10 protein-coding genes are annotated in these 13,574 nt (G+C 41.3%); 3 read left to right on the forward strand and 7 right to left on the reverse strand.

Going from position 1 to position 13,574, the window contains the following annotated elements:
• Positions 1 to 10: 10 nt before the first annotated feature.
• The 3 genes from J2S25_RS07155 (at position 11) to J2S25_RS07165 (ending at position 4,437) form a co-directional block, all read left to right on the forward strand.
• Positions 11 to 1,318 carry an alkaline phosphatase family protein gene (locus J2S25_RS07155; RefSeq protein WP_044392187.1) on the forward strand — a complete coding sequence of 436 codons (1,308 nt, stop codon included), beginning with the start codon at positions 11 to 13 and terminating at the stop codon, positions 1,316 to 1,318.
• A gap of 88 nt (positions 1,319 to 1,406) precedes the next feature.
• Entirely contained in the window at positions 1,407 to 2,678 is a 1,272-nt protein-coding gene (locus tag J2S25_RS07160; protein WP_307191565.1) for an MFS transporter, read from the forward strand.
• Between the two features lie 115 nt (positions 2,679 to 2,793).
• Positions 2,794 to 4,437, forward strand: a complete 1,644-nt coding sequence (locus J2S25_RS07165; protein WP_307191566.1) for a diguanylate cyclase domain-containing protein — start codon at positions 2,794 to 2,796, stop codon at positions 4,435 to 4,437.
• A gap of 35 nt (positions 4,438 to 4,472) precedes the next feature.
• Here the strand turns inward: J2S25_RS07165 and J2S25_RS07170 are convergent, their stop codons facing one another.
• The 7 genes from J2S25_RS07170 to J2S25_RS07200 all read right to left on the reverse strand — a co-directional run bounded on the left by J2S25_RS07170 (position 4,473) and on the right by J2S25_RS07200 (position 13,493).
• Positions 4,473 to 6,224 (reverse strand): M28 family peptidase, encoded by a 1,752-nt coding sequence (locus J2S25_RS07170; protein ID WP_241768439.1) that lies wholly within the window; start codon positions 6,222 to 6,224, stop codon positions 4,473 to 4,475.
• Positions 6,225 to 6,369: 145 nt separating this feature from the next.
• Positions 6,370 to 7,614, reverse strand: a complete 1,245-nt coding sequence (locus tag J2S25_RS07175; protein WP_307191567.1) for a hypothetical protein — start codon at positions 7,612 to 7,614, stop codon at positions 6,370 to 6,372.
• Positions 7,615 to 7,627: 13 nt separating this feature from the next.
• The gene (locus J2S25_RS07180; protein WP_307191568.1) at positions 7,628 to 8,353 is read right to left on the reverse strand and encodes a creatininase family protein; all 726 of its coding nucleotides are present in this window, start codon (positions 8,351 to 8,353) and stop codon (positions 7,628 to 7,630) included.
• Between the two features lie 17 nt (positions 8,354 to 8,370).
• Positions 8,371 to 9,510, reverse strand: a complete 1,140-nt coding sequence (locus J2S25_RS07185; RefSeq protein WP_044392175.1) for a M20 family metallopeptidase — start codon at positions 9,508 to 9,510, stop codon at positions 8,371 to 8,373.
• 15 nt (positions 9,511 to 9,525) lie between these two features.
• Positions 9,526 to 10,833 (reverse strand): amidase, encoded by a 1,308-nt coding sequence (locus tag J2S25_RS07190; RefSeq protein WP_052806975.1) that lies wholly within the window; start codon positions 10,831 to 10,833, stop codon positions 9,526 to 9,528.
• Complete coding sequence (locus tag J2S25_RS07195) at positions 10,833 to 11,708, reverse strand: M14 family metallopeptidase (protein ID WP_044392235.1); 876 nt, start codon at positions 11,706 to 11,708, stop codon at positions 10,833 to 10,835. Before J2S25_RS07195 ends, J2S25_RS07190 begins: the two co-directional genes overlap by 1 nt.
• 144 nt (positions 11,709 to 11,852) lie before the next feature.
• Positions 11,853 to 13,493, reverse strand: coding sequence for an ABC transporter substrate-binding protein (locus tag J2S25_RS07200; protein ID WP_307191569.1), 1,641 nt, complete (start codon positions 13,491 to 13,493; stop codon positions 11,853 to 11,855).
• Positions 13,494 to 13,574 lie beyond the last annotated feature (81 nt).

Genomic DNA, 13,574 nt, shown 5'->3' on the forward strand with positions numbered 1-13,574 from the left:
GGAGGTCTCCATGACAAAACTGACAGACCATTTAATTGTTATTTCATTCGACTGCCTTTCTGAGCATGATGTCCCGTTGCTCAGGGAGCTGCCTAATTTCAAAGCATTCATTGAAAAAAGTTCCTATTGTACAAAAGTAGAAACAATATATCCTTCTGTGACTTATCCGTGTCATGCGACAATTGTGACGGGGAACTTCCCTAATCGTCATGGCATCGTGAACAATACATTCATCCAGCCGGGGAGAATTTCGCCGGACTGGTATTGGCATCGTCGCCATATTAGAGGGACAACCCTTTATGATGAGGCGAAAAAGGCAGGTATGAAAACAGCTGCCCTGCTCTGGCCTGTCACGGCAAAAGCCGACATCGACTACAATATGCCCGAAATTTTTGCGAATAGGCGTTGGCATCACCAGATTCCTGTTTCTCTATTCAACGGAAGTCCCCTGTATCAACTAGAGATGAATTCTAAATTTGGCCACATTCGAAAAGGACTCAGTCAGCCAGAGTTAGATGATTTTGTACTGGCAGCCACAGTGGAAACAATTAAAAGGAAGAAGCCTGATCTGATGCTGGTCCACTTTGTCGACCTGGATTCTCAACGACATATGCACGGCTTTTCATCAAAAGAAGCACAGGACGCACTGTACCGTCATGACCAAAGATTGGGTAAAATCCTTGATGCCACCAAGGAAGCCGGTATTTTTGAAAACACTACCTTTGTTCTACTCGGTGATCACAGTGCCCTTGATGAGTCTAAAGTCGTGAAATTGAACGTTTTATTAAAGGAACTGGGACTAATCCACGTTAATGGTGCCGGCAAAGTGACAGAATGGAAAGCATACTGCAAAAGCTGTGACGGATCAGCGTATATTTACGTAAATAAGGAGAACGATATTGACACTAAAAAGACGGTAACAGAACTGCTGTCTAAGCTACTTCTAGACCAATCCAACGGAATCGAAAAAATTATCACCGGCCAGGAAGCAAATAGGATGGGTGCAGATGGTACCGTCTTTAAAATGCTTGAAGCGGCCCGAGGCTTCTATTTTAGCGAGGCCCTCGACGGTGCTTACATAGAAGATGTCAGCGAACAGGATGCCCTGAGCAAAAAATATACGCTTGCCTGTCATGGCTATTCCCCTGAAAAAGCTGATTATCACACCGTTTTCTTTGCAGCAGGAAAAGGAATTCGCCCCGGAATTTCCGTCCGTTCCATGCATCTTGTGGACGAAGGTCCTACCTTTGCGCGTTTGCTTGGACTGGACCTTGGCGATACAGACGGCCGGGTTATCGAAGACCTTTTGGATCTGTAAAAAATGAAAATAGAGGTAATTCCAGATTTAAAGGCGAATTCAAGTGGGACGTGCAATTCAAAAATATAAAGGTATTGGGGGCAAAAAGATGAAAAGTTTTTCGAAGGAAGAAAGCAGTTGGATCCGCTATGACTGGGCTAGTTCGGCTTATTCGATCATCATTTCTACAGCTGTTTTCCCACTGTTTTACAAGGCTTCTGCAACCGAAGCAGGTGTTAGCCTGTCGAATTCAACAGCTTATCTTGGATATACGATTGCCATCGCCACCTTCATTCTCGCCTTGATTGGACCGATTCTCGGAACGATCGCAGATTACCAAGGAATGAAGAAACGATTCTTCACTATTTTCTTCACATTGGGACTTGTATTTACTGCTGGACTAGCTTTTGTGCCAAACGAAAACTGGCTCATGCTTCTGGTGATTTATACATTAGCAGTACTTGGTTCGACCGGGTCCAATGTGTTTTACGATGCGTTCATCGTGGACGTTACGACCGATGAAAGGATGAATCGAGTGTCTGCACGCGGGTATGGAATGGGCTACATCGGAAGTACGATCCCGTTTATCATCAGCATCGCGATCATTATTCTCGCTCAGACAAAGGTATTGCCGGTTTCGATGACCTTGGCAAGCCAGACGTCTTTTCTTATCACTGCGTTATGGTGGGGGCTTTTCTCGATTCCTTTGTTTAAAAATGTCCAGCAGAAGCATTATATCGAGCGTGAACCCCAGTTGGTTCTGCAAAGCTTTAGACGTTTAGGGAAAACTTTCAAGGAAATTCGCCAATATAAGGCATTATTTCTATTTTTATTAGCTTATTTCTTTTATATTGACGGTGTGGGAACAATTATTACGATGTCAACAGCCTATGGAACGGATCTAGGAATCAGTTCTACCAACCTATTAATCATCCTTTTCGTTACGCAAGTTGTTGCCTGGCCGTTTGCAATTTTGTTTGGTAAATTATCCGAACGGTTTACTGGGAAAAAAATGCTTTATGTTGGAATCATCGTTTATATTTTTGTCTGTATTTACGCCTACTTCCTTGAAACCACGACTGATTTCTGGATTCTAGCAATGCTTGTCGCGACTTCACAGGGTGGCATCCAAGCACTAAGCCGTTCCTATTTTGCAAAATTGGTCCCGAAAGCAAATGCAAATGAATTTTTTGGTTTCTATAATATCTTTGGGAAGTTCGCTTCGATTATGGGACCGCTTATGGTTGGTCTGACAGCACAGCTTACAGGAAATTCAAGCATTGGTGTTTTCAGCCTCGTCATTCTCTTTGTCATTGGCATGATCATACTCTCGTTCGTCCCAGAACCGGAAAAACAAGCCCATATGCCCGAATTGGCATGACCATCCATCTGGGGACTCGTTTAAAAATTTACATAACACTCTACTAAAGAATCTGCAAAATATGTCGAAATAAACAAGTAGAGATTTTTTGCATGTGCACGAAAGGAATTTTTATATGAAAATCAATCTTCGAGCCTATATGGCTCTATTTTTTGGTGTCATCATTATTGCGCTTACCATGCTGTTGAGCATAGCGATCAGCAGACATTCGGGGGAAACAATCAAAAGAGAAATTGGGAATAGTCTGTCTACTACTGCCTTTCTTATGGCAGATAAGCTTGATTCATTCATGTGGTCACGCATTGGAGAGGTTGAAGTCTTAAGCCAAATAGATGATATTAGATCACAGGAGGATCTCCAAACAGCTCAAGCATTAATGGATCAACTAAAATCAAGCATACACGTATTTTCCTGGATTGGAATGACTGACTCAGCCGGTAAGGTGGTTGCAGCGTCAGACCAAATCCTGGTTGGCACTGACATATCAAATCGACCAGTTTATCAAGAAGGAAGAAAAGGAACATATACGGGGGATGTCCATGATGCCTTCCTCCTTACGAACCTGCTGTCAAGCACCTCTGAAGAACCTTTGCAATTCGTCGATATCAGCAGGCCTTTGACTGATAAAAATGGAAATATTACCGGAGTGCTGGCAGCGCATTTAAGCTGGGAATGGTTAGAGCAAGTAAAGGATGCGGTTGTCCAACCTTTAAAAGATGAACTAAGTGGAGCGGAAGTGTTTGTGGTGAGCGGTTTGGACGATACCATTCTGTTGGGACCAGACGAAATGTTGGGAAAAGTTCTTGAGATCCAAAGCGTTGATCGTGCAAAAAAGGGAGCTAACAGCTGGCTTGTGGAAAAATGGCCAGATGGTAAAGAATATCTGACTGGATTTGCCGTCGGGGATGGAAATTATGATTATACTGGTCTCGGCTGGAAAGTAATTGTCCGCATCCCTACAGAGCATGCGTTTTCGCCTGTTGATCATCTGAAATCCTACATTATCATAATAGGCACGATTTCTGCTGTCATCTTTGCAATCTTCGGCTGGTTTCTTGCCGGTTACGTTACCAATCCTTTAAAGAAAATTTCAAAAGCAGCCCATAGCCTGAGAACGGGGAATGAAGCAGTCATTCCTTATATAAAAGGAATAAAAGACCTTGAACTTCTATCCGGTTCTATTCGGGATCTCGTAGACTCTTTGCTCCAGACCGAGTCCAATTTAGGAAAAATGGAAACCCTCGCCAATCAGGATCAATTAACCGGATTAGGTAACCGTGTAGCATTTGATCATTTTATGAAAATAGCAAAATTGACGAATCAGTCTCTGTCTTTTATGTACTTGGATCTGGACGGTTTTAAGAACATCAATGATACGCATGGACATCATGCTGGGGATTTATTGCTTCAGGAAGTAGCGAATAGACTGAAAGAAAGTACAGGTAAGACGGATAAGATTTACAGGCTCGGCGGCGATGAGTTCCTTGTAATACTCGATACACCATCAGAGTCAGGAGAATCTGGTCTTGCAAATATTGCGAACGAACTCATCCATAACATAAACCAACCTTATCACATCATGGATGAACGGCTTACGGTTGGATGCAGTATCGGATGCGCAATTTGGCCAGAGCACGATCTTGATCCCTTTACTGTCATTAGTTATGCAGACAAAGCACTGTATGCTTCTAAAAAAGCTGGAAAAAACCAGTTTACCTTTCATCGGAGTTCAAAAATAAATCACCTGCCAGGTGCATAATCGCCTGGCAGGTGGTTTTATTTGGAGGTTGATTATTATAGCCTATTCGATTTTGATACTGTAGTTAATAAATCTCTAGCCTCAACGAGTGATCTTTTTAGATAATAGTTCACTTTCGCAATCTGTCTAATTATCGATGTCTGCAGTAAATGGTAGTCCTGTGTTCCCTTTTCGTAGTCAGTAATTTTGTAAATTTGAGAAAGTGCTGGTATTGGTCGTGTACCTATAGCTGCATCATGTTCGAAAATATCGGATTTAACATAGTTAAGAGGCACCAAAATGCGAGAGATTGCTATAATTCTCTTATTTATTTCTTTCTGTTTTTCAGGCGGCAGATCCGATGACGACAAAATGGTATATGCTTTGGAAAGAGTATCCTCTAGTTGGTTCAAGCGTTCTAGCGATAAACTAAAATCAATCTTCTCCCCTGCAACAGCATGATAATCTCTCATTGTTTTTTTGATTTCTTTTACTGCTTCCAGCTGATTAATAGGCAGTATAGAATCAGTTAATACTTTAAAAATAGAGAGGGTGTAAATTTCACAATCTCGTTTTAGATTCTCAGGATCTATTTTATCGATTGTGTCTTCAACGGTATGCCACCACCAGCCAAATCCTCCTGCCTCCTTACCAGCAAAAACTTGAAACACTTTTTGAGATTTCGGATCATTTGATAGCGGTTGCTCTGACATCCCCATGAACAATGAAGGTACCCCCGCTCCCCAGAAGGATTGGTCTGCATATTTTCCATATCTGCTTCCGATAAAATCCTGTCCGGAAATCTCTTTCACATAATGGGACGCTATATCCTTCGTTTCGCTCATGCAATTGCTTTCGCTTAGAATGGTAGCTCCCTTTCCTCCTACAGAATCAATATAAAAATGCATGACACAATTTTCGTGAATTTCTTCCCAATGACGGTCGCAGTATGCCTGTGATCCGGCATATCTTCCATGTGAATGTCCAGACCAAAAAGCAAAACGTAGCGACCGTTTCATCTGCTCTTGGTAGTTTGAAAGCACTCTTGCCACTTCTAACATTGTAGCATTTGCTGAGCCATTATCCATTGCTCCATAATGCCACGAATCAATATGTCCACTAAATAAAACAAAATGGTCAGACTCTTCTTTGCCTTTCAATTCAGCAGTCAATGTTGGTATTGCTGTCCATTTTGTTTCAACCACGGTTTGTAGTTCCACCTGGTCCTTGCCCTCTTTAATGAGTTGTAAAAGAATTTCCCCACTGTCATCATTAATAGAAACGACAGGAATTTTCGGCAATTGAGAGATGTTTTCAGTAGTTGGACTTCCCCAAACAGTCGAAACAATCATCTCATGTGTGTAAGGTCCATTAATAAAAATAGCTCCAATAGCACCCGCTTCATAAAGCTTTCCTATTTCAACCGGACTTGCAATCCCTTCAATAACAGGGATTTTCCTGTAAATTTGAGGAAGTTTACGTTCCTCAAGCTTACCAATGTAAACAGGCTCGCCTCTTAACCCACCTTCTTCAGTGGACGGAGCCATGGAATGAGTAATACAAGGAAGTTCGATATCCCCTATCATGCATCTCGCTTTTCCCGGCAGAGAAATATATGCTTCATGAAAAGAAAGTTCCGTTTCTAAGCCGAAACTTTTCAAAGTCTTTTGAACAAACTTGAAAGCGCGGAGCTCTTCCTCAGATCCTGACAGCCTTACTTCTTTGGCAATTTCCTTGTTATAATCCATCAATTGATTTGAATCTATAAGAGATAGGATTTCTCTTTCCACTACCGTCAACTTATCCAAGATTCCACCCCTTTATTCCGATTCTAGGAATTCATTTCTGGATAATTCCAATATATTCATCGATTTTTTAGTTATCGGATAAAATACTTTCATACAGACTAGAAATATTACAAAGAAAGGGAGCTTAATAAAAAGTCTCCCGTTTTTATTGTTTCATCGTATGAAATGCATTAAATTCTTCCCCGTGAAGCTTGCTGATGGCTTTGATAAAAGTTTTTGTTGTATGTGGTGTGTCATAGAGAATAGTGAAATACTCTTTTCGTTTTTCTTTAGGAGTTTCTTTATAGGCATTCCCTACCATCCAGCGGCCATAATAGTAGCAAGGGAAATAAGTTTTTTGTATAGGATCCGAGAAGAACCGGAAGGCGTTGTTTGCTTCAATCTCGGTAATGCCACCTCTGTTAATTAAATAATCTATCGTTTCTTCCTTGGATACCTGGCCGAGATTATACAGATAGCAGGCGTTAGTTGTAAACATCCTTTGGTAATCTAGATAATTCCTTGCAAGCAAATACTGTTGTTTTTGTTCATCTGTCACACCAGGAGTTTCTTCATTTACATCATCCCAGCCAAGAAAACTCAAGGCTGTTTCAGGTCCACCTTCAAACAATGCATTGGTTGGACTGTTGATTAGGTAATACGAAGCTTCAAGTGGTAGTCTTCCTTGCTGGTATAAGTAATCCCACCGACAGTAGAATGCCTGATGTCCAGGATAGCCTTCATGTGCCATGATTTGTGCTAGAATTGGCTCTGTCCATGGCCGGTCAATATTAAAAGTTAAATTCCCTCGGAAGCTACCTGTATACTTTGAATATCCGCTCCAAAAAACTCCCCTGGTCGACTTAATCCAATCGATTCCATCTTCTTCTGGCAGTTCAACCACTCTCTTCATTGTTCCTAGCTTACTAGTTTCACGAAATTTTTCAGCTACAGTTGTCACCTGTTCAGGATCAATCAATGTATCGGAACGCCAGGCCGCTGTTTTTTCAAATAAGTTTCCTTTATATCCAATATCTGACAAACCTTTTTCAACAAGATCTCTTGCATGCTCTATTTGCTGATTGGTTATTAAGGTGGTCGGCAATTCTTGGATGTTGGCAATTAGTTCGTCATATGGGACATTATCACCCTGCAGACTTCGAGCAAAATAACGGAATCCATTCGTCATCGCTCTCATATATTCTCCTTCATGGCCTTCTTTCGATAGTAGTGCATTTTCTACCTCATCCAGTTCATCACCAATCTTATCAAAGCTAAAAAGCGAAGGCTTCACGTCACTATAACTAGCTGTAGCTACTTCCTGGCTATATAATTTTTGGGCCTGCTCATTCAAACTGACAACGATATTCACAATTTTTTCTCCAACTGCTTCATCTGACCATCTCAACATCTTTTTTTCCTCCTTAATAGAGCGATTCATATGCTACCCTCCATAGATCTTCCAGATCGGATATGACAAGTTCAAGCATCATTTCATATAATCTTTCACCTTTTTCAGCCGTTGCTGCTCCAGCATTGCCTAAATAGCCATCTTTAAATAATTTCAGGCCAGATTTCTCGAACTTAATTTTCGGATTCATCTTTATTTGGTTGTTACCAGCAAGTGTAGGATCAGCAAGTTTTTCATCAATGGCCAGAATTAAGGAAGTTTCATCTTCCCCTCCGTGACCAGGTCCTTTCGTAATTTCAAGGATTTGTTCACGATAATCCACCCACCAATTAATAGTTAATACGTTCATTCCTAAATCAGCAAGTTTTTCTGTTACAATAGCCAAACTTGGAATGTTTCCACCATGCCCATTGAACAAAACTATTTGTTCAAATCCATTCCGGTGGAACTCTTTTCCAATTTCGAAGACATAATGTGAAAAAGCTTCTGCAGAAATATCTATTGTTCCTTCAAAGGGAGCAAGACTCCAAGAATGACCGTAAGCAACTTCAGGTGCCATCATTACTCGATCTCCAATTTTCGCGTCCAAGCGCCGAACAAATTCACGTGGTATCCAAACATCCGTTCCAAGCGAACAATGGTGCCCATGCATTTCAATCATCCCAATAGGCAGTAATACTGTATCCACAGACTTTTTTATCTCTTTATATTTCGCTGAAGTTAAATCCATCATGTACATTAATCAGCACTTCCTTCTTATTTGTTAGCATATTTTTGGATAATCTCAGCCAGCAGGGCTGACCTGTATGGAAGATTAGACAAATCGACATGTTCCTGCTCTGAATGGGCTCCATCCCCAAGTGGACCAAGTCCATCGATTGTTGGGATGCCAATCCCAGAGGTGAAATTCCCGTCGCTTGCGCCGCCGGATGCTCCTTCCTCCAAATCGTATCCATGGGCTGAAGCAATTCCCTTCAGCTCCTCATATAATTGAATCACTGCTTCTGTCCGTTCAAGAGGGTATCGATCGATTTCTCCAAGCACCTCGACATTTGTTCCATTAATAAAAACTGGCCTATTCAAAATTGCTTCTGTAATCTTTTCTACCTGTGCCTTTTTCGTAATACGAACGTCAATTTCTGCAAATGCTTCCTTTGCAATGACATTTCCTCGAGTTCCACCATTCACAACACCGATATTAACTGAAATTCCTTCTTCACGATTTGCTAGTTTTTTTAAATCTAGTATTTGGTGAGCCAGTTCTTCTATAGCACTTGCACCATCCCACGCATTGATCCCTGCATGCCCGGAAATCCCTTCCACTTTCATGAGAAACTGCGCTGCTCCTTTTCTTTCGGTTTTTACTGCCCCATCCGGTCCGATACTTGATTCCGGAACAAATACGACGGAGCTTTTTTTTGCTTCTGCTAGAATGATTTCCTTCGAATGGATACTTCCTATTTCCTCGTCACTAGTAACCAGAAAGATGATTTTTCTGCTAAGCTGAGCACCCGTTTCTTTCAAAGCCTTTAATGCCCAAAGTGTAATCGTGAGACCGCCTTTCATATCAAAGACACCTGGACCATAAAGCAGGTCTCCTTCCTGTTTTATTGGCAGTGCCCCCACGTCCCAAACCGTATCCATGTGCCCAATTACTAGAATTTGACCTTCTTCGTCCCCAGTTCCATACGTAAATTTGTATTGATTGCCTACTTCTCCTTTTTCGATTTTTTCAACGGAACCGCCTACCAGTCTCTCATATTCCTCTCTGAGGATGTTACCACACTCATCCACCAATGCTTTTGTGTGGGAAGGCGACTCGGCCTTTGTCAACCGAAACAAAGTGTCAGTAATTTGGTTATTGTGCTCTTTAAGATACTTTAAAATAGCAGACATGCATCTAGTTTCCTTTCATTGATTGGATAGCATATGCTCTATTTCCATTGCTGCTTCAATCATTTTTTTGTCCTCGAAACATCCGCCGACAAGCTGTAGTCCAACCGGAAGCTTGCTGTTAGTAAACCCTGCATTAATCGTGATAGCTGGATGTCCTGTTACATTGAATAGCCCGGTAAATTTCATTTCATTATCTCCCTCAAGGGGGGGGTCCTCATCAGGGGCAGGATAAGGTACTGTAGGAGTGAGCAGAAAATCCACGTCTTTCAATACTCGATCTACATCCTCCCTGGCATTCACTAATTCATTTTTCGCTTTTAAGTAATCAAGCGATCGATGTACTATACCAGCTTCAATCTGTTTATAGGTTAAAGGAGCATATTCGTTTTTCCGGGAGATCCATTTTTCATGAATGATAGCCGCTTCAGGTAAAAGCACATTCATAACCATCTCTTCTGTAAAATCTAAATATTTTAAGTCGATTTCCTGTAAAGTCCATCCCAGTTTCTGAACTTTTTCCAATGCCTCTTTATAAATACTTGCTACCTCGGCTGTAACTTCTGATATTTTTTCTGCTGGAAGAATTCCAATGATCTTTTGATGATTGTTTGGAAACTTTGCAGCTAGAAAGTCCGGCACAAGTGCATCCATTATCACCAATATATCTTCGGAACTTCTTGCCATGGGACCTGCATGGTCGAGTGAGGGTGATAAAGGAAATATTCCTTCGAGCGATAGCATACCCTTTGTAGGTTTAAGCCCTGAGATCCCACAATAAGAAGCGGGAATCCTTATCGATCCTCCTGTATCTGAACCAAGGGAAAATAACCCTATCCCGGCGGCCACCGATGCAGCCGATCCACCGCTGGATCCTCCTGCAGTCTTTGACACATCAAACGGATTGTTTGTCTGGCCATAATCAGGGTGAACAATTCCATAGGCAAACTCCAACATATTTGTTTTTCCAATGAGAACTGCACCGCAATTGTTCAACTTTGATACCAATGGGGCAGTGGTATCAGGAATATAATCTTTCAGAATCCGGGACCCGCATGTCGTTTTGACACCTTTTGTATAATAGAGATCCTTCACGCTGTACGGAATGCCGTATAAAACATGTTTCGTTTCATTTCTTAAAAATACATTCTCAGCTTCTTCCGCTGCTTCCATCGCTTCAGATTCCAAGACCGTAATAAAACTGTTCAGTCCAGATTCGAGTTCATGAAGCTTTTCAAAAGTTCTGCCGACAAATTCAACCGGAGACAATTCTTTTTTCCTGTATAAATCAGCCACTTCTAAAATCGATAGTTCAGACCATTTCATTATTCATTACCAATCGCCAGTAATGGATCATTCTTATTAATCGCCAGTGCTGTGACGAGAAAAAGGATGATCCCGCCAGCACCTGCATGATATTCCTTTACGGTATCCCCAAATTCATTGGTGATTTTTCCAATCAAATCTCCTTGTTTTACCTTTTGACCAATCTCGACTGTTGGATACCATAAACCTGAGTAATCGGCAAATGACCAGTTAAAGGTTCGCAACTGTTTCGATTGAGATACTAATACATCTCCATTCATCATGCCTATTGAACGGAAGGCGTTTTTCACCCCATCTTGAAGAAGTTTAGATTTACCATGATCTAGTATGCCTTGTTGACCTGCCTCTGCAATAATGGCAACTTTTCCTTGCTCTGCCGCTGAACTGTAGGTAGATCCACCAACCTGACCGGTTGAACCAACTACGTATTCAATTCCCAACAAAGAGGCTAATTTTTTTGATTGCTCTGTTAAAACTTTGTCATTAGTAACTTGAAAGATAGTAAAGGGAACAAGCGCTTCAATCATGTCTCCACCATGAAGATCAATCAAATAATCAGCTGCTTGAATCGCAGTTTTATTTAGGGAATATGCTAATCTCTCGGAGACTGTTCCATCAATTTTTCCAGGGAACATCCGATTAAGGTTTTTTTGGTCTTCAGGGTGTACATAAATACTTCTAGAGTAAAACGCTGCTGGGTTGGCTATAGGGATAACTGCTAATTTCCCGTTTATTTCACTAGGTTTCAATTCCCTTGCTAGTTCCAATGCAGCGTCAATGGAAGTATATTCGCATCCATGTATACCACCTAACACAAGCACGGTTGGCCCTTCCCTTTCTCCATTAATGAGAAAGACAGGAAGTTTTTCTTCCATATCCTCAAACTCCAGGTACCCTTTAATTTTCTTTCCTTTATCAACATCGAAATTTCCAAAACTCCACATTGTTTTTTCCCTCCTGACTTTGATGAAACAAACCGACCACATACATATGATGAAGTTCTGCGGTCGGTTGATCATTTATTCCTTCGTCATCTTCTGGAACGGTACATACCATGTATTCATCGGGTTGATTTCATACCCTTTTACCCATGATCTTTGTGTAGCCTGTACTAATCGCTGTGCAGGGAAGATATACGGTACTTCTTCACTCATAATAGCTTGGATTTCCTGATAAACCTCCTCCCGTCTACCTTCATCAACAGTCTTTCTGCCTTCTTCAAGCAACTGATCGACTTTACTGTTTTCATAAAACGCTAGATTAAAGCCGGGACCCTTGCTGGAAGAATGAGCAAAATACCAGAGATTATAATCAGGATCAGCATAATCTGGTGTCCATGCAGCCAGTGCTAATTGATGGCCTCCAGAAGTAACGGTTTCTAGGAAAGTCGGCCATGCCAATGTTTTGATTTTAAGGTCTATGCCTATCTTTTTTAGGTCTGATTGCATCATGACTGCAATGTTCTTACGCACCTCATTATTCTCAGAGATCAAGATTTCCGTTTCAAAACCATTTCCAAGTCCAGCTTCTTCGAGAAGAGCTTTCGCTTTATCTAGGTCAAAATCATATTGTTTTACATCTGGATTATAACCGAACATTCCCTCAGGAATGATTCCGCCGATACGCTTACCGGCTCCTAGAAGAATATCATTATTAATAGAATCGTAGTTTACTGCGTATGCCAATGCCTGTCGTACCTTAACATTATCAAGGGGTTTCTTCTCCATGTTAATTGCAATATCATCAATCTGGTACCCAGGTTGTGTGATAATATCGATTCCTTCTGTCCCTTCCATCTGCTTCATAACATCAGGAGAAAGCATAGTGTAGTCCAGTAAATCGACTTCTCCTTTTTCCAGCATTAATCTTGCGGTTGAAGGTTCATTGACAATCATGATATTGACGGTTTTTAACTTAGGTACTTCTCCCCAGTAATCCTCATTTGCTTTTAAAACTATCTTTTGGCCGCGATCCCAGCTTTCCAGAACGTATGGACCAGAACCCATTTCTTTATCAGCAAGATAACTTTCGCCAAGATCATTGCCGTGGTTATCAGCAAGCTTTGGATTCACGATGTTGGCAAAAACGGTCCCCAACGTTTTCAAGAAAGGTGCAAAAGGTTGATCTAAAGTGATTTTGATTGTGTAGTCATCAACGATCTCAAAGCTATCCTTTGAAATAACCTTGTGAAATTGACCGGCGGCAGATTTCCCGATATCAATTGCCCGGGTAAATGAATATTGAACAGCCTCAGCCGTAACCGGAGATCCGTCGTGGAACTTCGCTTCCTTATTCAGGTAAAATGTATACGTTAATCCATCATCAGATATATCCCACTTTTCTGCAATTTGAGGTTTTACTTCTGTATCTGTACCATCATAAGTTACAAGCCGATCATAAAGCATATAAGTAACACGAAATGAGGTATTAGCAGCAGTGCCATGTGGGTCAAGGTGAGGTATATCCTGGTTGGTGGCGAAATTGAAGACTTCTGGATTTCCTGAACCCTGAGGTTCTGCTGGCGTTTCATTCTTCTGATCTTTGTTTCCCCCCCCTGCAGGTGTTGTCGAATCCTGGTTATATTTGTTACATCCAGTCAACGCAAGCAATAGGATCAACGCCATGGTCATCACCTTAAATAAAATACTTTTCCTCTTCATTAGTTTCCCCCCAGTTTTTTTAGTGAACTTTCTTTCTACTTGCTAAGCTTCAAAAAGCAAAAATCCCCCCTTTCTACCCTT

Origin of the sequence: Mesobacillus stamsii, assembly GCF_030814065.1 — a bacterium.
GTDB classification, from domain to species: domain Bacteria; phylum Bacillota; class Bacilli; order Bacillales; family Cytobacillaceae; genus Mesobacillus; species Mesobacillus stamsii.